Source organism: Streptomyces sp. NPDC029296 (genome assembly GCF_055569255.1).
Genome location: NZ_JBVHXT010000040.1, coordinates 48,490 through 73,040, shown reverse-complemented (window position 1 = coordinate 73,040; position 24,551 = coordinate 48,490). Strand labels below are relative to the sequence as shown.

The 24,551-nt window shown below is 73.4% G+C and carries 24 protein-coding genes; 18 read left to right on the top strand and 6 right to left on the bottom strand.

Features of this window, described 5'->3' with window-relative positions:
• Window positions 1-60 precede the first annotated feature (60 nt).
• Window positions 61-783, bottom strand: coding sequence for an MBL fold metallo-hydrolase (locus ACZ4W9_RS30595; RefSeq protein ID WP_467941216.1), 723 nt, complete (start codon window positions 781-783; stop codon window positions 61-63).
• Window positions 784-942: 159 nt separating this feature from the next.
• On the opposite strand from ACZ4W9_RS30595, the gene hrcA reads away from it, so the two are divergent.
• The 17 genes from hrcA (at window position 943) to ACZ4W9_RS30510 (ending at window position 18,705) form a co-directional block, all read left to right on the top strand.
• Entirely contained in the window at window positions 943-1,959 is a 1,017-nt protein-coding gene (gene hrcA, locus ACZ4W9_RS30590) for a heat-inducible transcriptional repressor HrcA (protein WP_467941214.1), read from the top strand.
• Window positions 1,960-3,096: a molecular chaperone DnaJ gene (dnaJ, locus tag ACZ4W9_RS30585; protein WP_467941213.1), complete on the top strand. Its 1,137-nt coding sequence runs from the start codon at window positions 1,960-1,962 to the stop codon at window positions 3,094-3,096.
• A gap of 188 nt (window positions 3,097-3,284) precedes the next feature.
• Entirely contained in the window at window positions 3,285-4,373 is a 1,089-nt protein-coding gene (locus ACZ4W9_RS30580; RefSeq protein ID WP_467941212.1) for a nitronate monooxygenase, read from the top strand.
• Window positions 4,370-5,107: a 16S rRNA (uracil(1498)-N(3))-methyltransferase gene (locus tag ACZ4W9_RS30575; protein ID WP_467941210.1), complete on the top strand. Its 738-nt coding sequence runs from the start codon at window positions 4,370-4,372 to the stop codon at window positions 5,105-5,107. The genes ACZ4W9_RS30580 and ACZ4W9_RS30575 overlap by 4 nt, the downstream gene beginning before the upstream one ends.
• 21 nt (window positions 5,108-5,128) lie before the next feature.
• Window positions 5,129-5,521 (top strand): VOC family protein, encoded by a 393-nt coding sequence (locus ACZ4W9_RS30570; RefSeq protein WP_467941209.1) that lies wholly within the window; start codon window positions 5,129-5,131, stop codon window positions 5,519-5,521.
• A 57-nt stretch (window positions 5,522-5,578) separates the two neighbouring features.
• Window positions 5,579-8,845 (top strand): S41 family peptidase, encoded by a 3,267-nt coding sequence (locus ACZ4W9_RS30565; protein ID WP_467941208.1) that lies wholly within the window; start codon window positions 5,579-5,581, stop codon window positions 8,843-8,845.
• Window positions 8,846-8,933: 88 nt separating this feature from the next.
• Window positions 8,934-9,287: a histidine triad nucleotide-binding protein gene (locus tag ACZ4W9_RS30560; RefSeq protein ID WP_467941206.1), complete on the top strand. Its 354-nt coding sequence runs from the start codon at window positions 8,934-8,936 to the stop codon at window positions 9,285-9,287.
• A 6-nt stretch (window positions 9,288-9,293) separates the two neighbouring features.
• Window positions 9,294-10,199: a ribonuclease Z gene (locus ACZ4W9_RS30555; RefSeq protein WP_467941205.1), complete on the top strand. Its 906-nt coding sequence runs from the start codon at window positions 9,294-9,296 to the stop codon at window positions 10,197-10,199.
• A gap of 20 nt (window positions 10,200-10,219) precedes the next feature.
• A complete protein-coding gene (locus tag ACZ4W9_RS30550) occupies window positions 10,220-11,227 on the top strand; it encodes an adenosine deaminase (RefSeq protein ID WP_467941203.1) in 1,008 nt (335 codons plus the stop codon).
• A gap of 138 nt (window positions 11,228-11,365) precedes the next feature.
• The gene (locus ACZ4W9_RS30545; protein ID WP_467941202.1) at window positions 11,366-12,322 is read left to right on the top strand and encodes a 5-dehydro-4-deoxyglucarate dehydratase; all 957 of its coding nucleotides are present in this window, start codon (window positions 11,366-11,368) and stop codon (window positions 12,320-12,322) included.
• Complete coding sequence (locus ACZ4W9_RS30540) at window positions 12,319-13,608, top strand: glucarate dehydratase family protein (RefSeq protein ID WP_467941200.1); 1,290 nt, start codon at window positions 12,319-12,321, stop codon at window positions 13,606-13,608. Before ACZ4W9_RS30545 ends, ACZ4W9_RS30540 begins: the two co-directional genes overlap by 4 nt.
• 92 nt (window positions 13,609-13,700) lie before the next feature.
• Entirely contained in the window at window positions 13,701-14,858 is a 1,158-nt protein-coding gene (locus ACZ4W9_RS30535) for a carbohydrate kinase family protein (protein WP_467941199.1), read from the top strand.
• A gap of 185 nt (window positions 14,859-15,043) precedes the next feature.
• Window positions 15,044-16,126, top strand: coding sequence for a PhoH family protein (locus ACZ4W9_RS30530; protein ID WP_467941198.1), 1,083 nt, complete (start codon window positions 15,044-15,046; stop codon window positions 16,124-16,126).
• A 12-nt stretch (window positions 16,127-16,138) separates the two neighbouring features.
• Window positions 16,139-16,636: an rRNA maturation RNase YbeY gene (gene ybeY / locus ACZ4W9_RS30525; protein WP_318203617.1), complete on the top strand. Its 498-nt coding sequence runs from the start codon at window positions 16,139-16,141 to the stop codon at window positions 16,634-16,636.
• A 9-nt stretch (window positions 16,637-16,645) separates the two neighbouring features.
• Window positions 16,646-17,947 (top strand): hemolysin family protein, encoded by a 1,302-nt coding sequence (locus ACZ4W9_RS30520; RefSeq protein WP_467941196.1) that lies wholly within the window; start codon window positions 16,646-16,648, stop codon window positions 17,945-17,947.
• On the top strand, window positions 17,944-18,303 hold the full coding sequence (locus ACZ4W9_RS30515; RefSeq protein ID WP_467941194.1) for an MmcQ/YjbR family DNA-binding protein: 360 nt from the start codon (window positions 17,944-17,946) through the stop codon (window positions 18,301-18,303). Before ACZ4W9_RS30520 ends, ACZ4W9_RS30515 begins: the two co-directional genes overlap by 4 nt.
• Window positions 18,304-18,351: 48 nt before the next feature.
• Window positions 18,352-18,705: a cytidine deaminase gene (locus ACZ4W9_RS30510; protein WP_467941192.1), complete on the top strand. Its 354-nt coding sequence runs from the start codon at window positions 18,352-18,354 to the stop codon at window positions 18,703-18,705.
• A gap of 108 nt (window positions 18,706-18,813) precedes the next feature.
• Here the strand turns inward: ACZ4W9_RS30510 and ACZ4W9_RS30505 are convergent, their stop codons facing one another.
• Both ACZ4W9_RS30505 and ACZ4W9_RS30500 read right to left on the bottom strand, forming a co-directional pair.
• The gene (locus tag ACZ4W9_RS30505; RefSeq protein WP_467941190.1) at window positions 18,814-19,152 is read right to left on the bottom strand and encodes a P-II family nitrogen regulator; all 339 of its coding nucleotides are present in this window, start codon (window positions 19,150-19,152) and stop codon (window positions 18,814-18,816) included.
• The gene (locus tag ACZ4W9_RS30500) at window positions 19,149-20,456 is read right to left on the bottom strand and encodes an ammonium transporter (protein ID WP_467941188.1); all 1,308 of its coding nucleotides are present in this window, start codon (window positions 20,454-20,456) and stop codon (window positions 19,149-19,151) included. Before ACZ4W9_RS30500 ends, ACZ4W9_RS30505 begins: the two co-directional genes overlap by 4 nt.
• Window positions 20,457-20,630: 174 nt before the next feature.
• Between ACZ4W9_RS30500 and era the strand changes: the two genes are divergently transcribed.
• Window positions 20,631-21,584, top strand: coding sequence for a GTPase Era (gene era, locus ACZ4W9_RS30495; RefSeq protein WP_467941187.1), 954 nt, complete (start codon window positions 20,631-20,633; stop codon window positions 21,582-21,584).
• A gap of 3 nt (window positions 21,585-21,587) precedes the next feature.
• Here the strand turns inward: era and ACZ4W9_RS30490 are convergent, their stop codons facing one another.
• The 3 genes from ACZ4W9_RS30490 to ACZ4W9_RS30480 are packed head-to-tail and all read right to left on the bottom strand — an operon-like array spanning window position 21,588 to window position 24,305.
• Window positions 21,588-22,904 carry a GH1 family beta-glucosidase gene (locus ACZ4W9_RS30490; RefSeq protein ID WP_467941185.1) on the bottom strand — a complete coding sequence of 439 codons (1,317 nt, stop codon included), beginning with the start codon at window positions 22,902-22,904 and terminating at the stop codon, window positions 21,588-21,590.
• A gap of 43 nt (window positions 22,905-22,947) precedes the next feature.
• Window positions 22,948-23,214 (bottom strand): protealysin inhibitor emfourin, encoded by a 267-nt coding sequence (locus ACZ4W9_RS30485; protein ID WP_467941184.1) that lies wholly within the window; start codon window positions 23,212-23,214, stop codon window positions 22,948-22,950.
• A gap of 20 nt (window positions 23,215-23,234) precedes the next feature.
• Window positions 23,235-24,305: a M4 family metallopeptidase gene (locus tag ACZ4W9_RS30480; RefSeq protein ID WP_467941183.1), complete on the bottom strand. Its 1,071-nt coding sequence runs from the start codon at window positions 24,303-24,305 to the stop codon at window positions 23,235-23,237.
• Window positions 24,306-24,551: the final 246 nt, after the last annotated feature.

Sequence of the window (24,551 nt, the reverse complement as noted above, 5' to 3'; positions counted from 1 at the left end):
CGATAGGAGAAGCCTCGCGGCGGCAAGCGCGACACGCCGGAATCCGGGCGGAGACGCCGTTCAGATCACGCCGAACCGCGCCGCCAGCTCGTCCCGTTGACGTCGTACGAACGCCGCGTCCACCACCGCCCCGTGGCCGGGCACGTACACCGCGTCCTCGCCGCCGAGCGCCAGCAGCCGGTCCAGGGCGTCCGGCCAGCGGGCGGGGACCGCGTCCGGGCCGGCCTGGGGCTCGCCGGACTCCTCAACCAGGTCGCCGCAGAAGACGATCTCCGGGGTGCCCGGGACCAGGACCGCGAGGTCGTGGGCGGTGTGGCCCGGGCCCACGTTGGCCAGCAGCGCCTGGCGGCCGTCTCCGAGGTCGAGCGTCCACTCGCCGGACACCGGGTGCCGGGGCGCGACCAGCGCGTCCACCGCCTCGTCGGCGTCGGCCACCGGCAGCCCGTGGCGCACCGCGTCCAGCCGCAGTTCCGCCCGCCCGGACGCGAGCGCGGCGTCCAGCCCGACCGCGCCGTACACCTCCGCGCCGGCGAACACCGCGGCGCCGAACACATGGTCGAAATGGGGGTGGGTGAGCGCGAGATGGGTCACACGGCCGCCCGCCAGTTCCTCCGCCCCCGCCCGCAGCCGGGCCCCCTCCGCCAGGCTCGAACCGGCGTCCACGAGCAGCGCCGTCCCCTCGCCCACGACCAGCCCCGCCGTGCAGTCCCAGCCCGGCAGCCGGCACCGCCCCACCCCGGCCGCCAGCCGTTGCCACCCCAGCTCTTCCCAAGTCACGGTCATACCAGCGACGCTAGCGGTAGGAGCCGGTACGGCGGCCCGACCTTGCCCGGTGTGCACCGGACGGCCGTACACTGGGCCGGGGAATGCTGGCACTCGTGTGGGAAGAGTGCCAGGGGGACGACCCGATGACGACGGACGACGTGCTGGAGGTGCGCGCGCATGCTGAGTGAACGCAGGCTTCAGGTGCTGCGCGCCATCGTCCAGGACTACGTGGGCACCGAGGAGCCGGTCGGTTCCAAGGCGCTCACCGAGCGGCACAACCTCGGCGTCTCCCCGGCCACGGTCCGCAACGACATGGCGGCCCTGGAGGACGAGGGGTACATCGCGCAGCCGCACACCAGCGCGGGGCGCATCCCCACCGACAAGGGCTACCGCCTGTTCGTCGACAAGCTCGCGGGCGTCAAGCCGATGACCGCGCCCGAACGGCGGGCGATCCAGAACTTCCTGGAGGGCGCCGTCGACCTCGACGACGTCGTGGCCCGCACGGTGCGGCTGCTCGCGCAGCTGACCCGGCAGGTCGCCGTCGTGCAGTACCCGTCGCTCACCCGGTCCACGGTCCGGCACGTCGAGCTGCTCTCGCTCGCCCCGGCGCGCGTGATGCTCGTGCTGATCACCGACACCGGCCGGGTCGAGCAGCGTATGGTCGACTGCCCGGCCCCGTTCGGCGAGGCCTCGCTGGCGGACCTGCGGGCCCGGCTGAACAGCAGGGTCGCGGGCCGCCGGTTCACGGACGTGCCGAGGCTGGTCGAGGACCTGCCGGACGCCTTCGAGCCAGAGGACCGCGGTACGGTCTCCATGGTGCTCTCCACGCTGCTGGAGACACTGGTCGAGGAGAACGAGGAGCGGCTGATGATCGGCGGCACCGCCAATCTCACCCGCTTCGGGCACGATTTCCCCCTCACGATCCGGCCCGTCCTGGAGGCACTGGAGGAGCAGGTCGTGCTCCTCAAGCTCCTCGGCGAGGCGAAGGAACCGGGCGTGACCGTGCGTATCGGGCACGAGAACGCCCACGAGGGACTCAACTCCACCTCCGTCGTGTCGGTCGGCTACGGTTCGGGCGGCGAGGCGGTTGCCAAGCTCGGCGTGGTCGGACCGACCCGCATGGACTACCCGGGAACGATGGGAGCGGTACGCGCAGTGGCACGGTACGTCGGACAGATCCTGGCGGAGTCGTAAGTGGCCACGGACTACTACGCCGTTCTCGGCGTGCGCCGCGACGCGTCGCAGGATGAGATCAAGAAGGCGTTCCGCCGGCTCGCGCGCGAGCTGCACCCGGACGTCAACCCGGATCCGAAGACCCAGGAGCGGTTCAAGGAGATCAACGCCGCTTACGAGGTGCTGTCGGACCCGCAGAAGAAGCAGGTCTACGACCTCGGCGGCGACCCTCTCTCGCAGTCCGGCGGCGCCGGCGCGGGCGGCTTCGGGGCCGGCGGCTTCGGCAACTTCTCCGACATCATGGACGCGTTCTTCGGCACGGCGTCGCAGCGCGGGCCGCGCTCGCGCACCCGGCGCGGCCAGGACGCGATGATCCGGATCGAGGTCGAGCTGGACGAGGCGGCCTTCGGGACGACCAAGGACATCCAGGTCGACACCGCCGTCGTCTGCACCACCTGCAACGGCGAGGGCGCGGCCCCGGGCACGTCCCCCCAGACGTGTGACATGTGCCGCGGCCGGGGCGAGGTCTCGCAGGTCACCCGGTCCTTCCTGGGCCAGGTCATGACCTCCCGGCCGTGCCCGCAGTGCCAGGGCTTCGGCACGGTCGTGCCGACCCCGTGCCCGGAGTGCGCGGGCGACGGCCGCGTCCGCTCCCGCCGCACGCTCACCGTGAAGATCCCGGCCGGTGTCGACAACGGCACCCGGATCCAGCTCGCGGGCGAGGGCGAGGTCGGCCCCGGCGGCGGCCCGGCCGGCGACCTGTACGTGGAGATCCACGAGCTGCCGCACCCGACCTTCCAGCGACGCGGCGACGACCTGCACTGCACGGTCACCATCCCGATGACCGCCGCGGCGCTCGGCACCAAGGTGCCGCTGGAGACCCTGGACGGCATGGAGGAGGTCGACATCCGGCCCGGCACCCAGTCCGGCCAGTCGATCCCGCTGCACGACCGCGGTGTCACCCATCTGCGCGGCGGCGGCCGGGGCGACCTGATCGTGCACGTCGAGGTGCAGACCCCGACCAAGCTGGACCCCGAGCAGGAACGCCTGCTCCGCGAGCTGGCCAAGCTCCGCGGCGAGGAACGCCCCCAGGGCCAGTTCCAGCCGGGGCAGCAGGGACTGTTCTCGCGGCTGAAGGACGCCTTCAACGGGCGGTGAGGCCGGCCGCGGGCGGCGGCCGGGGGCCCGGGGGCCGTCCCCCGGGCAGGCACGGCAGCCGGGGCGGCGGGGACTGTTCTCGCGGCTGAAGGACGCCTTCGACGGGCGCTGAACCACGAGGGTGCCCCCGGTGTGCGCCGGGGGCGCCCGGATGCGGGGCGGGCCGGGGGACGTGACACCATGCCGTCATGTCCTCCGCGCTGACCGATCTCTTCCCCCTCCCGATCGTGCAGGCCCCCATGGCGGGCGGAGTCTCCGTCCCGCAGCTCGCCGCCGCCGTCTCCGAGGCCGGTGGCCTCGGGTTCCTCGCCGCCGGTTACAAGACCGCCGACGGGATGTACCAGGAGATCAAGCAGCTGCGCGGGCTCACGAGCCGCCCCTTCGGCGTCAACGTGTTCATGCCGCAGCCCGAGCACGCGGAGTCCGGCGTGGTCGAGGTCTACGCCCACCAGCTGGCCGGCGAGGCCGCCTGGTACGAGACCGAGCTGGGCGATCCGGACGGCGGCCGGGACGACGGCTACGACGCCAAGCTCGCCGTCCTCCTCGACGACCCCGTCCCGGTGGTCTCCTTCCACTTCGGCGTGCCGGACCGCGAGGTCGTCGCGCGGCTGCGGCGGGCCGGGACCCTCACCCTGGTCACCGCCACCACCGCGGAGGAGGCCCGCGCGGTCGAGGCGGCCGGGGCGGACGCGGTGATCGCGCAGGGCGTGGAGGCCGGCGGCCACCAGGGCACCCACCGCGACTCGCCCGAGAACGACGGCGCCGGCATCGGACTGCTGTCGCTCCTCGCGCAGGTCCGCGAGGCCGTGGGCATCCCGGTCGTCGCCGCCGGCGGCCTCATGCGCGGCGGCCAGATCGCCGCCGCCCTCGCGGCCGGCGCCGACGCGGCCCAGCTCGGCACCGCCTTCCTCGCCACCCCCGAGTCCGGCGCGCCCGACCCGCACAAACGGGCGCTGACCGACCCCCTGTTCACGCGCACCCGGCTGACCCGCGCCTTCACCGGCCGCCCGGCCCGCTCCCTGGTCAACCGCTTCCTGCGCGAGCACGGCCCGTACGCGCCCGCCGCCTACCCCGAGGTCCACCACCTCACCTCGCCGCTGCGCAAGGCCGCCGCCAGGGCCGGGGACGCGCAGGGCATGGCGTTGTGGGCGGGCCAGGGCCACCGGATGGCCCGGGAACTGCCGGCCGGACGGCTGGTGGAGGTGCTGGCGGACGAACTCGCCGAGGCCCGCGTCGCGGTGTCGCGGTCCGCGCGGCAGGGGGGTGAGGGCGCGTGACCGCCCCCGTCTTCGTCGTGGAGCGCCTCGAGCCGGACGGCGACCGGTACGTCCTGGAGGGCGCCGAGGGCCGCCACGCGGTCTCCGTGAAGCGGCTGCGCCCCGGCGAGGAGGTCGTCCTCACCGACGGCGCCGGGCGCCACGCGGCGGGCGAGGTGACCGGCACCGAGGGCAAGGACCGGCTGATCGTCCGGCTGGCCCCGGTGTCCGAGGAGGCGCCGCCCAGCCCGCGGATCACCGTCGTCCAGGCCCTGCCCAAGGGCGACCGCGGCGAGGTCGCCGTGGAGACCATGACGGAGGTCGGCGTCGACGCGATCGTGCCCTGGCAGGCGTCCCGCTGCATCACCCAGTGGAAGGGCGACCGCGGGCTGAAGGCCCTCGGCAAGTGGCGGGCCACCGCCCGTGAGGCCGGCAAGCAGTCCCGCCGGGTCCGCTTCCCCGAGGTCGCGGACGCGGCGACGACCAGGCAGGTGGCCGCGCTGCTGGCCCGCGCCGACTTCGCCGCCGTGCTCCACGAGAGCGGCACCCGGCGCCTGGCCACCGCCGAACTGCCCGCCGAGGGCGAGATCGTGCTCGTCGTCGGCCCCGAGGGGGGCGTCTCCCCGGAGGAGCTGGCCCTCTTCGCCGAGGCCGGCGCCACGCCGTACGTCCTCGGCCCGACCGTCCTGCGCACCTCCACCGCCGGCACCGCCGCCGCGGCCCTCCTGCTGGGGCGCACCGGCCGCTGGTCCTGAGCCCGCCCTTCCGGAGGCATCGTGGAACTCGCCCAGGTCCGGCTGCTGGTCGGTGACTTCGCCGCCTGCTACCGCTTCTACGCCGACGTCCTCGGCCTCAAGCCGCAGTCGGGCGCGACCGGGGGGCCGTACGAGAAGTTCAGCCCGCACACCGGCTCCGCCGGGATCGCGATCCAGGACCGGTCGATGATGGCCGAGGTCCTGGCCGAGCTGGGCGGCACCGCCACCGGCCACCGGTCCCTGGTCGTGCTGCGCGTCGACGACCTCGACGCCTACTGCGCCGAGATCACCGCCCGGGGCGCGGCCCTGCTGCACGGCCCGGCCCCCCTGACGGACCGCATGCGCGTGGCCCACCTGAAGGACCCGGAGGGCAACCTGGTGGAGCTCCAGGAGTGGCTGCTGCTGCGCGGCTGACCCCGAGTGACTGGAAACCGGGGGCGGGGGACGCCGGTCGCTGCGTACAGTGACGGAGTGACTCAGGGTGCTTCGACGGGAACCACGGGAACCTCCGGCTATCTCCGATTCCCTCATCTGCGCGGCGACTTGGTGACCTTCGTCGCCGAGGACGACGTCTGGCTCGCCCCGCTGGACGGCGGCCGGGCCTGGCGGGTCAGCGCCGACAACAGGCCGGTGACCCAGCCCCGGCTGTCGCCGGACGGACGGCATCTCGCCTGGACCTCCACCCGGGACGGCGCCCCCGAGGTGCACGTCGCCCCGGTCGACGGCGGCCCCGCGAAGCGGCTGACGTACTGGGGCAACCCCCGTACGGAGGTGCGCGGCTGGACCCCGGACGGGCGGGTGCTCGCCCTCGGCGCGCACGGCCGGCACAGCCTCCGGCACACCTGGGCGCACGCCGTCCCGCTGGACGGCGGACCGGCCGAGACCCTGCCGTACGGCCCGGTCGGCGGCCTCGCCCTCGGCCCGGCCACCGTGCTGCTGTCCGCGCCGATGGGCCGCGAGGCCGCCCACTGGAAGCGCTACCGGGGCGGCACGGCGGGCAAGCTGTGGATCGACCGGGCCGGCCAAGGCGAGGAGGGAGCCGGGGAGTTCGTCCGGCTGCACGAGGACCTCGACGGGAACATCGAGTGCCCGGTGTGGGCGGGGGACCGCATCGCGTTCCTCTCCGACCACGAGGGCACCGGCGCGCTCTACTCCTCCCTCGCCGACGGCTCCGACCTGCGCCGCCACACCCCCCTCGGGGGCACCTCCCGCGCGGGCGAAGCCGAGCGCGGGGGAGGTTTCTACGCCCGGCACGCGGCCGGCGACGGCACCCGGGTCGTCTACAGCTCGGCCGGTGAACTCTGGCTGCTGGACGACCTGGAGGGCGCCGAGCCGCGCCGGCTGGAGGTACGGCTCGGCGGGCCCCGCGTCGACCTGCGGCCGTACCCGGTCAACGCCTCCCGCTGGTTCGGCGAGGCGTCCCCCGGCCACACCGCGCGCGGCAGCGCCGTCTGCGTGCGCGGCGGTGTCCACTGGGTCACCCACCGCTCCGGTCCCGCCCGCGCCCTGGCCGCCACCCCCGGCGTCCGCGCCCGGACGCCGCGCGCCTTCCGCGCCGAGGGCGAGGAGTGGGTGGTGTGGGTGACGGACGCCGAGGGCGAGGACGCCCTGGAGTTCGCCCCCGCGACCGGCACCGTGCCCGGCGCCCCGCCGCGCCGGCTCGCCGCCGGACAGCTCGGCCGGGTCCTCGAACTGGCCATGGCCCCCGACGGCGGCCGGGCCGCCGTCGCCGCGCACGACGGCAGACTGCTGCTGGTCGAGCGGGAGACCGGCGAGGTCCGCGAGGTCGACCGCTGCGACGACGGCGAGGTCTCCGGCCTCGCCTTCTCCCCGGACTCCGCCTGGCTGGCCTGGTCCCACCCCGGCCCGCGCCCGCTGTCCCAGCTGCGCCTCGCCCACACCACCGACCTGTCGGTCACCGAGGCGACCCCGCTGCGCTTCCAGGACTACGCGCCCGCCTTCACCCTCGACGGCAAGCACCTCGCGTTCCTCTCCAACCGCGCCTTCGACCCGGTCTACGACGAACACGTCTTCGACCTCGCCTTCGTGGTCGGCGCCCGCCCGCACCTGATCACCCTGGCCGCCACCACCCCCTCGCCGTTCGGGCCGCAACGCCACGGCCGCCCCTTCGAGGCCCCCGACAAGGACGAGACCCCCGACAGCGAGGGCACCCCGGCCACCCGGATCGACCTCGACGGGCTCGCCGACCGCATAGTGCCCTTCCCGGTGGAGGCCGGCCGCTACTCGACGCTGCGCGCCGCCAAGGACGGCGTCCTGTGGCTGCGCCACCCCGTGCAGGGCGTCCTCGGCGCCTCCCGCGCCCACCCCGAGGACCCCGACCCGCACACCGAGCTGGAGCGCTACGACCTCGCCCAGCGCCGCCTGGAGCACCTCGCCGCCGACGCCGACCACTTCGAGGTCAGCGGCGACGGCAAACGCCTGCTGCTGTGGAGCGACGGCCGGCTGCGGGTCGTGCCCAGCGACCGCCGCACCGGCGGCGACGACGACGGCGACACCAGCGTCACCGTCGACCTCGCCCGGATCCGGGGGACCGTCGACCCGGCCGCCGAGTGGCGGCAGATGTACGACGAGACGGGCCGCCTGATGCGCGACCACTTCTGGCGCCCCGACCTCGGCGGCGTCGACTGGCCCGCGATCCTCGACCGCTACCGCCCGCTGCTGTCCCGCCTCGCCACCCACAACGACCTGGTCGACCTGTTGTGGGAGGTGCACGGCGAACTCGGCACCTCGCACGCCTACGTCATCCCGCGCGGCGGCTCCGGCCGGGCCCGGCACGGCCTGCTCGGCGCCGACATCTCCCGCCACGAGGACGGCAGCTGGCGCATCGACCGGATCCTGCCGGCGGAGACCTCCGACCCGGACGCCCGCTCCCCGCTCGCCGCGCCCGGCGTCGCCGTCCGCCCCGGCGACGCCGTCATCGCGGTGGCCGGCCACCCGGTCGACCCGGTGACGGGCCCGGGCCCGCTGCTGGTCGGCACGGCCGGCCAGCCGGTGGAGCTGACGGTCTCCCCGGCCGGCGGCGGCGAACCCCGGCACACCGTCGTCGTCCCCGTCGCCGACGAGGAGCCCCTGCGCTACCACGCCTGGGTCGCCGACCGCCGCGCCCACGTCCACGCGGCCTCCGCCGGCCGCCTCGGCTACCTCCACGTCCCCGACATGCAGGCCCCCGGCTGGGCCCAGATCCACCGCGACCTGCGCGTGGAGGTCGCCCGCGAAGGACTCGTGGTCGACGTCCGGGAGAACCGCGGCGGCCACACCTCCCAGCTCGTGATCGAGAAGCTGGCCCGCCGGATCATCGGCTGGGACCTGGCGCGCGGCATGCGCCCGACCAGCTACCCGCTGGACGCGCCGCGCGGCCCGGTCGTCGCCGTGGCCAACGAGTTCTCCGGCTCCGACGGCGACATCGTCAACGCCGCGATCAAGGCCCTGGGCATCGGCCCGGTCGTGGGCACCCGGACCTGGGGCGGCGTCATCGGCATCGACAGCCGCTTCCGCCTGGTCGACGGCACCCTGGTCACCCAGCCGAAGTACGGGATGTGGCTGGAGGGCGTCGGCTGGGACGTGGAGAACCACGGCGTGGACCCGGACGTGGAGGTCGTCCAACGCCCCCAGGACTGGGCCCAGGGCCGCGACGCCCAGCTCGACGCGGCGATCCGGCTCGCGCTGGAGGCACTGGAGGAGCGGCCCGCGAAGACCCCGCCGGGGCTCCCCGCCTGAAGGGAGACGGGGAGCGACCCGAGGCGCCCCGCCCCCGACCGACTACGATGCGAACCGTATCGATCACCGCCGAAAGCGAGCGCAGCGCATGGCCGGAGAGCCGCAGAACGACTGCCTGTTCTGCAAAATCGTCGCGGGCGAGATCCCGGCGACGGTCGTCCGCGAGACGGAGACGACCGTGGCCTTCCGGGACATAAACCCCCAGGCCCCCACCCACGTCCTGGTCATCCCCAAGGCGCACTACGAGAACGCGGCCGAACTCGCCGCGGGCGCCCCGCGGGTCGCCGCCGACGTGCTCGCCGAGACCAAGGCCGTCGCCGACGAGGAGGGGCTCGACAGCTACCGCCTCGTCTTCAACACCGGCGCCGGCGCGTGCCAGACCGTCTGGCACGCCCACGCCCACGTCCTCGGTGGCCGCGGCCTCCAGTGGCCCCCCGGATAGGCACCCGTGTCCGTACGCGAACTGGTGGTCCTCGGCACCGCGAGCCAGGTCCCGACCCGGCACCGCAACCACAACGGCTATCTGCTGAGGTGGGACGGCGAGGGCATCCTCTTCGACCCCGGCGAGGGCACACAGCGGCAGATGCTGCGCGCCGGGGTCGCCGCCCACGACCTGAACCGGATCTGCGTCACGCACTTCCACGGCGACCACTCCCTCGGCCTCGCCGGGGTCGTCCAGCGGATCAACCTGGACCAGGTGCCGCACGAGGTCACCGCGCACTACCCGCGCTCCGGGCAGCTCTTCTTCGACCGCCTGCGCTACGCGACCGCCTACCGCGAGACCGTCGGCCTGACCGAGGCGCCGGTCGACGGCGACGGCGTCCTCGCGGTCACCCGGTCGTACACCCTGGAGGCCCGCCGGCTCTCCCACCCCGTGGAGTCCTACGGCTACCGCCTCACCGAGCCCGACGGCCGCCGCATGCTGCCCGACCGTCTCGCCGCGCACGGCGTCCGGGGCCCGGACGTGGGCCTGCTCCAGCGCGCGGGGCGGCTCGGGGACGTGCGGCTGGAGGACGTCAGCGAGGTCCGGCGCGGGCAGCGGTTCGCGTTCGTCATGGACACCCGGCTCTGCGACGGCGTGCACGCCCTCGCGGAGGGCTGCGACCTGCTCGTCATCGAGTCCACCTTCCTGGACGAGGACGTGGACCTGGCCGTCGAGCACGGACACCTGACGGCCGGGCAGGCCGCCGCGGTGGCGCGGGACGCCGGCGTCCGGCACCTCGTGCTGACCCACTTCAGCCAGCGCTACACCGAGCCCGGGGAGTTCGAGCGGCAGGCACGCGCGGCCGGGTTCACGGGAGAGCTGACCGTGGCCCACGACCTGCTGCGGGTGCCGGTTCCGAAACGCCGGTAAAACACCCGTACGATGCTTTGATGCCTCTCCCGAAAGCAGAACTGCACCTCCATATCGAAGGCACCCTGGAGCCTGAGCTGGCGTTCGAGCTGGCCGCCCGCAACGGCGTGACCCTGCCGTACGCGGACACCGACGCCCTCCGCGAGGCGTACCGCTTCCAGGACCTCCAGTCCTTCCTCAACCTGTACTACGAACTGATGGCCGTCCTGCGCACCGAGGGCGACTTCGCCGACCTGGCGAACGCCTACCTCGCCCGGGCCGCCGCGCAGGGCGTCCGGCACGCGGAGATCTTCTTCGACCCGCAGGCCCACGTGTCCCGGGGGGTGTCGGTCGGCACGGTCGTGGAGGGGCTGTGGCGGGCGCTGGGGGAGAGCGAGGCCAACCACGGCGTCTCCACCAGGCTGATCATGTGCTTCCTGCGGGACGAGTCCGCCGAGTCGGCGCTGCTCACACTGGAGGCCGCGCGGCCGTACCTGGACCGGATCACCGGTGTCGGCCTGGACTCCGCCGAGGTCGGGCATCCCCCGGCGAAGTTCCGGGAGGTGTACGAGGCCGCCGCCGCGCTCGGGCTGCGCCGGGTCGCGCACGCCGGCGAGGAGGGGCCGCCGGAGTACATCGGTGAGGCGCTGGACGTGCTGGGCGTGGAGCGCGTCGACCACGGTCTGCGCTGCGTGGAGGACCCGGCGCTGGTGGAGCGGCTGGTCCGGGAGCGGATCCCGCTCACCCTGTGCCCGCTGTCCAACGTGCGCCTGCGGACCGTCGACACCCTCGCCGACCACCCCCTGCCCGCCCTGCTCGACGCCGGGCTGCTGTGCACGGTCAACTCCGACGACCCGGCGTACTTCGGCGGGTACGCGGGCGACAACTTCGCGGCCGTGCACGAGAGCCTGGGCCTGTCCCGGGACCGGCTGCGCGAGCTGGCCCGCAACTCCTTCCTCGCCTCCTTCCTGGAGGACGACGAGGAGCGCAGGGCCCGGTACCTCGCCGAGGTCGACGCGTACGAGTTCGGGGACGACGACGTGTCGTAGCCCCTGGACGTCATGGGGGAGGGAAGTGTGCCGTGGCCGGGATCTGTGATCCCGGCCACGGTGTCGTTTGGGGGTGGTGCCGAGGGGAAGAACCCTCTAGCCTGCGTTCTCATATGTAGACGTAATTCATAAGAGGAGATGGTCAAGGTGGGCGGCGACCCGGCTCCGCAGGACGTGGCGCGACGGCTGCGGGAGGGCATGGCGCGGGGCGTGCTCTCCTTCCCGCTCACGGCCTTCCACGACGACGGCACCCTCGACGCCGACGGCTTCCGCGCCCATGTCGCCGCCCGGCTCGCCGCCGGCCCCGGCGCCCTCTTCCCGGCCTGCGGCACCGGCGAGTTCTTCTCGCTGGACGAGGACGAGTACCGCACGGTCGTCACCCTCGCCGTGCGCGAGGCGGCCGGCCGGGTGCCCGTCGTGGCCGGCACCGGATACGGCTGGGCGCAGGCCGCCCGCTTCGCCCGGATCGCCGAGGAGGCCGGCGCCGACGCCCTGCTCGTGCTGCCGCACTACCTCACCGAGGCGCCGCAGGACGGCCTCGCCGCCCAGCTGGAACACCTCGCCGCCCGCACCCGGCTGCCGCTCGTCGCCTACCAGCGCGGCCAGGTCGCCTACAGTGCCGGCACGCTGCGGCGCCTCGCCCGGATCCCGCACCTCATCGGCCTCAAGGACGGCCACAGCGACCTGGACCGGCTCCAGCGCCTCACCCTGGCCGCCCCCGACGGCTTCCTCTTCTTCAACGGCGCCGCCACCGCCGAGATCCAGGCCCGCGCCTACGCCGCCGTCGGCGTCCCCGCCTACTCCTCCGCCGTGCACGCCTTCGCCCCCGAGATCGCCGGCGCCTTCTTCGACGCGCTGCGCGCCGGCGACCACGGCACCGTCGACGCACTGCTGCGCGGCTTCTACGTCCCGTTCGTCGAACTCCGCGACCGCGCGCCCGGATACGCCGTGTCCCTGGTCAAGGCGGCGGCCCGGCTGCGCGGTCAGCCCGTCGGACCCGTGCGCGCCCCGCTCGCCGGGCCGGCGCCCGCCGACCTCGCCGACCTCAAGGCCCTCCTGACCGCCGGACTCGACCTCGTAGGAGTACGACCGTGACCCGTGACCTGACCATCGCCGAGGTGCGGCTGACGCCGATCCTGGTCGCCGACCCGCCGCTGCTCAACACCCAGGGCGTGCACCAGCCGTACACCCCCCGGCTGATCGTGGAGGTCGTCACCGCCGACGGGACCACCGGGCTCGGCGAGACCTACGGCGACACCAAGTACCTGGAGCTGGCCCGGCCGCTCGCCGAACGCATCACCGGCCGCCCGGTCACGGACGTGAACGCCCTGTTCGGGAGCGACCTCGCCGTGGACGCCTCCCGGGTCGAGGGCGGGACGGACGCGGGCGGGCTGCGCGGCGTGCAGACCGCCGGCAAGCTGCGGCTGTCGGTGCTGTCCGCCTTCGAGGTCGCCTGCCTGGACGCCCAGGGCAAGGCCCTCGGCCTGCCCGTGCACGCGCTGCTCGGCGGCAGGGTCCGCGACGCCGTCGAGTACAGCGCCTACCTCTTCTACAAGTGGGACGGGCACCCGGCGGGCGTCGCCGCCGAGCCCGACGAGTGGGGCGCCGCGCTCGACCCGGCCGGCGTGGTCGAACAGGCCCGCCGGCTGCGCGAGCGGCACGGCTTCGGCTCGTTCAAGCTCAAGGGCGGGGTCTTCCCGCCCGAGCGGGAGATCGCCGCCGTCCGCGCCCTCGCCGAGGCCTTCCCCGGCCACCCGCTGCGGCTCGACCCCAACGGCGCCTGGTCGGTCGCCACGTCGCTGACGGTCGCGAAGGAACTGGGGGACGTCCTGGAGTACCTGGAGGACCCGACGCTCGGCATCCCCGCCATGGCCGAGGTGGCCGCCGGCACCGACGTGCCGCTGGCCACCAACATGTGCGTGACCACCTTCGGCGAGATCAAGGAGGCGTTCACCAAGGACGCCGTCCAGGTCGTCCTGTCCGACCACCACTACTGGGGCGGGCTGCGCAACACCCAGCGGCTCGCCGCGATCTGCGCCGCCTTCGGGGTCGGGGTGTCCATGCACTCCAACACCCACCTCGGCATCAGCCTCGCCGCGATGACCCAGGTGGCCGCCACGGTCCCGGATCTCCACCACGCCTGCGACTCCCACTACCCCTGGCAGTCCGAGGACGTCCTCACCGAGCGGATCGCCTTCGAGGGCGGCCGGGTCGCGGTGTCCGACGCGCCCGGCCTCGGCGTCGAGCTGGACCGGGACGAACTGGCCCGGCTGCACCGGCGCTGGGCCGAGGACGACGGCACGCTGCGGGACCGTGACGACGCGGCGGCGATGCGCGTCGCCGACCCCGGCTGGCGCGTCCCGGCGATGCCCCGCTGGTGACCGGCGAGTGCCCGGCGGCGACCGGCCCCCGGCGTTCCGGCGCGTGAGCTGGTGCACACTGGCCAGAACCGCACCACGCCAGGGAGCGCACCGTGACGCCGTCGCACACCCTCACCGGAGAGGAACCGGAACACCTCACCCAGGCAGCGCGCCGCCGGGTCCACGTCGACCCGCTCGCCGCGCTGCGCGCCCCCGGCGACCCGCCCTGGGACGTCTACCTCACCGGCACGGTCTTCCTCGACATCATCTTCACCGGCCTGGACTCGGCGCCGGTGCGCGGCACCGAGTCCTGGGCCCGGGGCATGGGCTCCAGCCCCGGCGGGGTCGCCAACATGGCCGCCGCCCTGGCCCGGCTCGGCCTGCGCACCGCGCTCGCCGCCGCGTTCGGCGACGACCACTACGGCGAGTACTGCTGGGACGCCCTGGAACAGGGCGAGGGCATCGACCTCTCGGCCTCCCGGACCGTCCCCGGCTGGCACTCCCCGGTGACCGTCTCCATGGCCTACGAGGGCGAGCGGACCATGGTCTCGCACGGGCACGAGCCGCCGCCCGAGGCCGTTTTCGGCCAGGACGGACCTCCCGCCCGGCCGCCCCGCGCCCGGGCCGCCGTCGCCTCCCTCACCCCCGGCCGCGGCGCCCCGTGGATCGCCGAGGCCGCCCGCGCGGGCACCCGGATCTTCGCCGACGTCGGCTGGGACGAGACGGGCGCGTGGGACCTGTCCGGCCTGCCCGACCTCGAGCACTGCGAGGCGTTCCTGCCCAACGCCGAGGAGGCCCGGCGCTACACCGGCGCCGACTGCCCCCGGGCCGCCGCGCACGCGCTCACCGCGTACGTGCCGGTGGCCGTGGTGACCCTCGGCGAGGAGGGCGCCTACGCGGTGGACCGGCGCACCGGGGAGGCCGCCGAGGTCCCCGCGATCGCCGTGGAGGCGCTGGACCCGACCGGGGCCGGGGACGTGTTCGTCGCCGGGTTCGTGACCGGCTCCCTGGCCGGCTGGCCGCTGGCCGACCGGCTGGCCTTCGCCGGGCTCACGGCCGCGCTGTCGGTGCAGGAGTTCGGCGGCTCGCTGTCCGCGCCCGGCTGGTCGGAGATCGGGGCGTGGTGGCGCAAGGTCCAGTCCCTGCCCGGACAGGATCCGATGGCGCTCGCCCGGTACGCCTTCCTGGAGGACCTCGTCCCCCGGCGGCTGGACCGGCCCTGGCCGCTGCGCCGGGCCGTGCCGACCATCGGGTTCGGCCGCTCGGCCTGAGGCCGGCGCCGGGGCGGGCGGGGGCCGCGGCGAGGGCGGCCGGCCACGGCGGGGCGGACCGGAAAAACGGCCGCGGGAAAAGCCCTACGGCGATGTCAGTCCCCCGTCGTACCCTGGACAGTGCGAGGCCGCCCTCAGCCGTGCGGCCGTGACGAGGAGGAAGCGCAGGCCTTCAGCGCCGGCCCATGACAGAGACACCCACAGCTCACACCCCCGCGCAGGAGCAGGCGAGAGCACAGCTCACCGTCCCCGCCCAGCACCCCATGGTGACCGTACTGGGTTCCGGCGACTCCCTCCTGCGCGTGATCGAGAGGGCCTTCCCGGCGGCCGACATCCACGTCCGGGGCAATGAGATCAGCGCGGTCGGCGACCCCGTCGACGTCGCCCTGATCTCCCGTGTGTTCGACGAGATGATGCTGGTGCTCCGCACCGGGCAGCCGATGACGGAGGACGCAGTGGAACGCTCGATCGCCATGCTCAAGGCGAGCGACAACGGCACGAGCGACGGGCCCGAGACCCCGGCGCAGGTGCTCACGCAGAACATCCTGTCCTCGCGTGGCCGCACCATCCGCCCCAAGACCCTCAACCAGAAGCGGTACGTCGACGCGATCGACAAGCACACGATCGTCTTCGGCATCGGCCCCGCCGGCACCGGCAAGACCTACCTGGCCATGGCCAAGGCCGTGCAGGCCCTGCAGTCCAAGCAGGTCAACCGGATCATCCTGACCCGGCCCGCGGTGGAGGCGGGCGAGCGTCTCGGCTTCCTGCCCGGCACGCTCTACGAGAAGATCGACCCCTATCTGCGCCCGCTGTACGACGCGCTGCACGACATGATCGACCCGGACTCCATCCCCCGGCTGATGGCCGCCGGGACGATCGAGGTCGCGCCGCTCGCCTACATGCGAGGCCGCACGCTCAACGACGCCTTCATCATCCTGGACGAGGCCCAGAACACGAGCCCCGAGCAGATGAAGATGTTCCTCACCCGCCTCGGCTTCGACTCGAAGATCGTGATCACGGGTGACGTGACGCAGGTCGACCTGCCCGGCGGGCAGAAGTCCGGTCTGCGCCAGGTGCAGGAGATCCTGGAAGGCGTCGAGGACGTCCACTTCTCCCGGCTGTCGTCCCACGATGTCGTACGGCACAAGCTGGTGGGCCGTATCGTCGACGCGTACGAGCAGTACGACAGCAAGCACGGCACCGAGAACGGCGGCTCCCCCACGGGTGGCCGCGGCAGGACCGGCGCCAAGGGCTCCCAGGGGAAGTAGACCAGCACGACCATGTCGATCGACGTCAACAACGAGTCCGGCACCGAGGTAGACGAGCAGGCGATCCTGGACATCGCCCGCTACGCGCTCGCGCGGATGCGCATCCACCCGCTCTCCGAGCTCTCGGTGATCGTCGTGGACGCCGACGCCATGGAGCAGCTGCACATCCAGTGGATGGACCTGCCGGGCCCCACCGATGTCATGTCGTTCCCGATGGACGAGCTGCGGCCGCCGTCCAAGGACGACGACGAGCCGCCGCAGGGGCTGCTCGGGGACATCGTGCTGTGCCCGGAGGTCGCCGCCCGGCAGGGCGCCGAGGCGCCCACGGGGCACTCCATGGACGAAGAGCTCCAGCTGCTCACCGTCCACGGCGTGCTGCACCTGCTCGGCTACGACCACGAGGAGCCCGACGAGAAGGCGGAGATGTTCGGGCTCCAGGCCGCCATCGTGGACGGCTGGCGGGCCGAACGCGGCCTGACCGGCCCGTCCCCGGCACCGACCGTCTCGTAAGCGGGCCGCATGTCCGCTCAGCTCGTGCTCGGCGCGATCGCGCTGACCGTCGTGGCCTGGCTCGCCGCCTGCGCGGAGGCGGGCCTCGCCCGCGTCTCCAGCTTCCGCGCCGAGGAGGCCGTGAAGTCCGGCCGGCGGGGCAGCGCCCGGCTGGCCCAGATCGCCGCCGACCCCACCCGCTACCTGAACGTGGCCCTGCTGGTCCGCGTGGCCTGCGAGATGGCCGCCGCGGCCCTGGTCACCTACGCCTGCCTCCAGGAGTTCTCCGCCACCTGGGAGGCCCTGCTGGTCGCCATCGGCGTGATGGTCCTGGTGTCGTACGTCGCCGTCGGCGTCTCGCCGCGCACCATCGGCCGCCAGCACCCGCTGCACACCGCGACCGCGGCGGCCTACGTCCTGCTGCCGCTGGCCCGGATCATGGGCCCGGTGCCCTCCCTGCTGATCCTCATCGGCAACGCCCTCACGCCCGGCAAGGGCTTCCGGCACGGCCCCTTCGCCTCCGAGGCGGAGCTGCGCGCGCTGGTCGACCTCGCCGAGAAGGAGTCGCTGATCGAGGACGAGGAGCGCCGGATGGTGCACTCGGTGTTCGAACTGGGCGACACCCTGGTGCGCGAGGTCATGGTCCCGCGCACCGACCTGGTCACCATCGAGCGCTTCAAGACCATCCGCCAGGCCCTCACCCTGGCCCTGAGGTCGGGCTTCTCGCGGATACCGGTCACCGGCGAGAGCGAGGACGACATCGTCGGGATCGTGTATCTGAAGGACCTGGTCCGCAAGACGCACATCAGCCGGGAGGCGGAGGGCGACCTGGTGTCCACGGCGATGCGCCCGGCCGTGTTCGTGCCCGACACCAAGAACGCCGGTGACCTGCTGCGCGAGATGCAGAAGGAACGCAACCACGTCGCCGTCGTCATCGACGAGTACGGCGGCACCGCCGGCATCGTCACCATCGAGGACATCCTGGAGGAGATCGTCGGCGAGATCACCGACGAGTACGACCGGGAGCTGCCGCCCGTGGAGGACCTCGGCGACGACCGGTTCCGGGTCACCGCCCGCCTGGACATCACCGACCTCGGCGAGCTGTACGGCCTGGAGGAGTACGACGACGAGGACGTGGAGACCGTCGGGGGACTGCTCGCCAAGGCACTCGGCCGGGTGCCCATCGCCGGTGCGTCCGCCGAGGTCGCCCTGCCCGACGAGCGCGTGCTGCGGCTGACCGCGGAGGCCGCGGCGGGGCGCCGGAACAAGATCGTCACGGTGCTGGTGGAGCCGGTCCCGGTGCCGGTCGCCGAGGAGGAGAAGGCCGAGTGACGCCCCGGGAGCTGCGCGCCTTCTGCCTCTCCTTCAACGCGGCGGTGGAGGACTTCCCGTTCGGCCCGGAGATCTCGGTGTTCAAGGTGCTGGGCAAGATGTTCGCCCTGACGGCCCTGGACGCGCGGCCCCTGACGGTCAACCTCAAGTGCGACCCCGAGGACGCGATCCGGCTGCGCGCCGGGCACCAGGGGCTGATCGTCCCCGGCTGGCACATGAACAAGCGGCACTGGAACACGGTGACGGCCGACGGCGCGCTCCCGGACCGGCTGGTCCGCGAACTGGTCGAGGACTCCTACGACCTGGTCGTGGCGGGGCTGCCGCGGGCGGAGCGGCTGCGGCTCGACCGGCCCTGACGGCACCCGTGCCGGGGCGGACCCGCCGCGCCTTCGTATGCTCGGGGCATGACCGAGAGCACCGGGCTTGACCCCGAGGACCGCAAGATCGTCACCCTGGCCCGTTCCGCACGGGCCCGCAACGTCGTGCCCGAGGGGGCGGCCGTACGGGACGAGACCGGGCGCACCTATGTCGCCGGGACGGTGGAGCTGCCCTCGCTGAAGCTGAGCGCGCTGCGGACCGCCGTCGCGATGGCCGCGGCCTCGGGGGCGCGGTCCCTGGAGGCGGCGGCCGTGGTGAGCGACGCGGAGTCGGTGCCGCCCGAGGACCTCTCCGCCGTGGCCGACCTCGGCGGCTCCGGAACCCCGGTCCTGCTCGCGTCCCCCGACGGCACGGTCCGCGTCACGATCCCCGCGACCTGACCCACCCCGGGCCGGTCCGAAGTCCGCGCGCCGTGGGCCCGCGAGGGTCCCGCGCGGTGCGGTCCCGGCCGCCGCCGGCGCGTTCGGTGCCGGCCGGGGCGCCGCCGGTCAGAGCGCGTCGGGCCCGCGCTCGCCGGTCCGCACCCGGACGACCGTCTCGACGGGAACGGCCCAGACCTTCCCGTCGCCGATCTTCCCGGTCCGCGCGGCCCTGACCACCGCGTCGATCACGTCCTCGGCGACCGCGTCCTCCACGACCACCTCGATCCGCGCCTTCGGCACCAGGTCGACCCGGTACTCGGCCCCCCGGTACACCTCGGTGTGGCCGCGCTGCCGGCCGAAGCCGCTGGCCTCGGTCACGGTCAGCCCGTGCACCCCCAGCTCCCGCAGGGCGGCCTTGACCTCGTCCAGACGGTACGGCTTGACGATCGCGGTGATGAGCTTCATGCCTGGGTCTTGACCTTCTGGGCGGAGGGCACGGAGTGGGAGACCGGGGCACCGTGGCCCAGGACGCCGTGATCGTATGCGGTCTCGGCGTGCACCGTAAGGTCCAGCCCGGTGTACTCCTGCTCCTCGCTCGCCCGGAAGCCCAGCACCTTGTCGAGCAGCCTGCCCAGCCCGTACGTCACCGAGAACGCGTACGCCCCCACGGCCGCCACCGCGAGCGACTGCCGTCCCAGCGGGGCGAGTCCGCCGCCGTGGAACAGGCCCTGCGCGCCGCCGGTCATCGCCTCCTCGGCGAACAGGCCGATCATCAGCGTCCCGATGATCCCGCCGACCAGGTGGACGCCGACGACGTCCAGGGAGTCGTCGTAGCCCAGCTTGAACTTCCAGCCCACCGCGTAGGAGCAGACGACGCCGGCGGCCAGGCCCACGGCCAGCGCGCCGAGCAGGGAGACCGTGCCGCAGGACGGGGTGATCGCGACCAGGCCGGCCACCGCGCCGGAGGCGGCGCCCAGGGTGGTCGGGTGACCGTCGCGCCGCTGCTCGACGAAGAGCCAGCCGAGCAGGCCGGTGCAGCCGGCGGCGAGCGTGTTGAGGAACGCGGCGGCGGCGAGGCCGTTCGCGCCGAGCGCGGAACCGGCGTTGAAGCCGAACCAGCCGAACCAGAGCAGACCGGCGCCGAGGACGACCATGGGCAGGTTGTGCGGGCGCATGGCCTCGCGCCTGAAGCCCAGCCGGGGCCCGAGGACCAGGCACAGGGCGAGACCGGAGGCACCGGAGGTGATCTCGACGGGCAGGCCCCCGGCGAAGTCGAGCGCGCCGAGCCGGTGCTGGATCCAGCCGCCGGGGCCCCACACCCAGTGGGTGACCGGAACGTATACCAGCAGCGTCCACACGGGTACGAAGACCAGCCACGCCGAGAATTTCGTCCGGTCCGCGACCGCGCCGCTGACCAGCGCGGCCGTGATGACGGCGAAGGTCAGCTGGAAGGTGGCGAACAGCACGGTGGGGACCGTGCCGTGGACGCTGTCCGGGCCGAGGCCGCGCATCCCGGCGTGCTCCAGGCCGCCGAGCAGCCCGCCGCCGAGGTCGTCGCCGAAGGCGAGGGAGTAGCCGGCCGCCAGCCAGACCACCGTGACCAGGGCGATCGACACGAAGCTCATCATCAGCATGTTGAGGACGCTCTTCGCGCGGACCATGCCGCCGTAGAACAGGGCCAGGCCCGGGGTCATCAGCAGGACGAGGGCGGTCGCGGCGAGCAGCCAGGCGGTGTCGCCGGTGTCGACGTGAGCTGCGGCGAGGGTCACGGGCGTCTCCAACGGGTGGGGGCTGCGTCAGAGGGTCACCGGTATGCGTTTCCGGTCGCGTACGGGTGTGTTTCCGTCACGTTTCGTTGCCGGTGGGTTTCCGGAAGCTCACCCGTGGGGGCGGCCGGCGGCGGTGGTGCGGCGCGGCTCCGTGGATCAGGGACAATGGGCGGCATGAGCGTTCGCACCGAGACTTCCGAGCAGCCGGCCGAGACCGTCCACCGCGCCGGCTTCGCCTGCTTCGTGGGCCGCCCCAACGCGGGCAAGTCCACCCTGACGAACGCTCTGGTCGGGCAGAAGGTGGCGATCACCTCCAACCGCCCGCAGACGACCCGGCACACGGTCCGGGGCATCGTGCACCGGCCGGACGCGCAGCTGATCCTCGTCGACACCCCCGGGCTGCACAAGCCGCGCACGCTGCTCGGCGAGCGGCTGAACGACGTGGTCCGTACGACCTGGGCCGAGGTCGACGTGATCGGCTTCTGCCTGCCGGCGGACCAGAAGCTCGGCCCCGGTGACCGGTTCATCGCGAAGGAACTGGCCGGGATCAAGAGGACGCCGAAGGTCGCGATCGTCACCAAGACCGACCTGGTCGACCCCAAGGCCCTCGCCGAGCAGCTGATCGCCGTCGACCAGCTCGGCAAGGAGCTGGGCTTCGAGTGGGCGCAGATCGTGCCGGTGTCGGCGGTCGGCGACAAGCAGGTGGATCTGCTGGCCGACCTGCTGATCCCGCTGCTCCCCGAGGGGCCGGCGCTCTACCCCGAGGGCGATCTGACGGACGAGCCCGAGCAGGTGATGGTCGCCGAGCTGATCCGGGAGGCCGCCCTGGAGGGCGTGCGGGACGAACTGCCGCACTCCATCGCGGTGGTCGTGGAGGAGATGCTCCCGCGGGAGGACCGCCCCGCGGACCGGCCGCTGCTGGACATCCACGCCAACGTCTACATCGAGCGGCCCAGCCAGAAGGGCATCGTCATCGGGCCCAAGGGCAAGCGGCTGAAGGAGGTCGGCATCAAGTCCCGCAAGCACATCGAGGCGCTGCTGGGCACGCCGGTCTTCCTGGACCTGCACGTCAAGGTGGCCAAGGACTGGCAGCGCGACCCCAGGCAGCTGCGCAAGCTGGGCTTCTGACCCTCACCCGTGCTGCGCCCGCAGCACCTCCCGGTACCAGTGGTACGACGCCTTCGGCGTGCGCGTGAGCGTCGTGTAGTCGACGTGCACCAGGCCGAAGCGGCGGGTGTAGCCCTCGGCCCACTCGAAGTTGTCCAGGAGGGACCAGACGAAGTAGCCGCGGACGTCGACGCCGGCCGCCAGCGCGGTGTGGACGGCGCGGATGTGGGCGTCCAGGAAGGCGATGCGGTCCTGGTCGTCGACGCCCTCGTAGGAGCAGCCGTTCTCGGTGATGACGACGGGCGGGAGCCGGTCGCCGTAGCGGTCGCGGAAGCCGGTGAGGAGTTCGGTCAGCCCCTCGGGGACCACCGGCCAGCCGAAGTCGGTCACCGGGCGGCCCTCGATCTCCCGTACCGAGAAGGGCAGTTCGGCGGGGAGTTCCAGCCCTCCGTACGCGCCGTTGCCGCTCCCCGGGGCGCCCACCAGGGACGGCGCGTAGTAGTTGACGCCGTACCAGTCGACGGGCTCGCCGATGACCGCCAGGTCCTCCGCCGCGCCGTCGGGCATCAGCCCGGCCATGCCCTCCGGGTACGCGCCGAGGAGCACCGGTTCGGCGAACAGCCGGTTCAGCAGCGTGTCGTAGAGGTCCGCCGCCGTCACGTCCGCCGGATCCTGCGAGGCGGCCCGGACCGGGCCGTGGGAGTTGGCGATGCCGATGTCCGTCGCCCCGGCCGCGCGCAGCGCCCGCACCGCGAGACCGTGGGCGAGGAGCTGGTGGTGGGCGGCGGGGAGGGCGTCGAAGAGCAGCCGCCGGCCGGGGGCGTGGGCGCCGATCGCGTGGCCCAGCAGGGTGTGTTCCGCCGGTTCGTTGAGGGTGATCCACTTGTCCACCCGGTCGCCGAGGCGGTCCGCCACCACCGCCGCGTAGTCGGCGAACCTGGGCGCCGTGTCCCGGTCCAGCCAGTCCAGCGCGGCGGGCAGGTCCCAGTGGAAGAGGGTGGGCACGGGCCGTACGCCCGCGGCGCACAGCTCGTCCACCAGACGGTCGTAGAAGTCCAGGCCGCCGGGGGAGTTCACCCGGGGCCAGGAGACGGAGAAGCGGTACGCGTCCACGCCCAGGCCGGCGAGCAGGGCCACGTCCTCGGGATAGCGGTGGTAGTGGTCGCAGGCCACCGCCGCCGTCGAACCGTCCCTCACCCGCCCCGGCCCGGCCGTGAACACGTCCCACACGGACGGCTCCCGCTGCTCGGCCGCGCCCTCGATCTGGTGGGCCGAGGTCGACACGCCCCAGAGGAAGCCGGCCGGGAACCGGGGGATCTCGGTGCCCGCGTCAGTCGCCATGGGCGGATCATCCGCAGCCCCGGCGACGGAAGTCAACGCCCCGTCACGCGCCTTCCTTCAGCACCCGTGTCACCAACGCTCGCTCGTCAGGGGTCAGTTCGGGATCGGCCGTGTACACCGTGCGGCCGTCGACCGTGATCTCGTAGCTGAAGCCGTCCGGGACGCCTGCCGGAGGCGCGGCCCGGCCGGACGCGAGGACGCGCCCGGCCAGGGACTGCCACTCCCCGGCATCGGGCCGGTCCGAGGTCTCCACCTCGGCCCCGCGCTCGATGCCCGTGAAACCGCCCGTACGCCGTACTCGAATACGCATGGTCCGTGTCTAGTACGGAACTAGAGCGTGCGCACCCCCACCTGTTCCCAGGCCTTCTGTACGGCCCGCAGTTCGTCCCCGGCGCCGTACCGCTCCCGGGTCGCCTTCACCGTGAGCGTGGCGAAGTCGGTGAACAGGGCGTCCTCCTTCAGGTCGCCGCCGGTCAGCACGTCGTACCAGATCTGCCCGGCCTTCTCCCAGGCGTAGCCGCCGAGGGCGGTGGCGGCCAGGTAGAAGGCGTGGTTGGGGATGCCGGAGTTGATGTGCACGCCGCCGTTGTCGCGGCCGGTGCGGACGTAGTCCTCCATCCGCGCCGGCTGCGGGTCCTTGCCGAGCACGTCGTCGTCGTACGCGGTGCCCGGGGCCTTCATGGAGCGCAGGGCGACCCCGGTGACGCGGGGGGCGAGCAACCCGGCGCCGATCAGCCAGTCGGCCTCGGCGGCGGTCTGGCCGAGGGTGTACTGCTTGATCAGCGAGCCGAAGACATCGGAGAGCGACTCGTTGAGCGCGCCGGACTGGCCGTGGTAGTCCAGGTTGGCGGTGTGCTGGGTGACGCCGTGGGTCAGCTCGTGGCCGATGACGTCGACCGGGATGGTGAAGTCGAGGAAGACCTCGTTGTCCCCGTCGCCGAAGACCATCTGCTCGCCGTTCCAGAAGGCGTTGTCGTAGCCCTCGCCGAAGTGCACGGTGGCGTCCAGCGGCAGGCCGTTGCCGTCGATGGAGTGCCGGCCGTACGCCTTCAGATACAGGTCGAAGGTGGCGCCGAGGCCCGCGTACGCCCGGTTGACGGAGGCGTCGGGGCCGGAGTCGGAGCCCTCCTCGCGGACCTTGGTGCCGGGCAGGTCCTGGGTGTGCTCGGCGTCGTAGACGGTGCGCTGCGGCTGGTCGGCGGCGGCGCCCTCCGGCGCGGCGACGGGGCTCGAGCCGATCACCGTGGTCAGGCGCCGCTTGGTGCGCTGGTAGGCGTCGTGCTCCAGGGACCGGCGGGCCGGGCCGGAGAGCGCGGGGTCGTCGTTGCGGGCGAGTTTGTCGAGGACGTGCGGCGGCACGATCGTGCAGAAGACGGGCTCGAAGCCCCCGTGGGTCGTCATATCCGGAACCATCGCATTGTGTGACTCCGCTGTCACTACCTGCCACCATGATTGGTGAAATACCAGGACAACGAGCGCCACGCTCCGTGACGTTGTGGTAAGGCGATGTGACGCCTTGCACTTTTTGTCCGGTTCCGCCGTCTGGTCCCGCATACTGGGACAGGCCCGCGCGCCCGGAACGGCTCGGCTAGGCTGCGGAGCATCATGCGTTCCTGGCTGCTTCTTCTTAGCTGCCGCGGCGAGGGT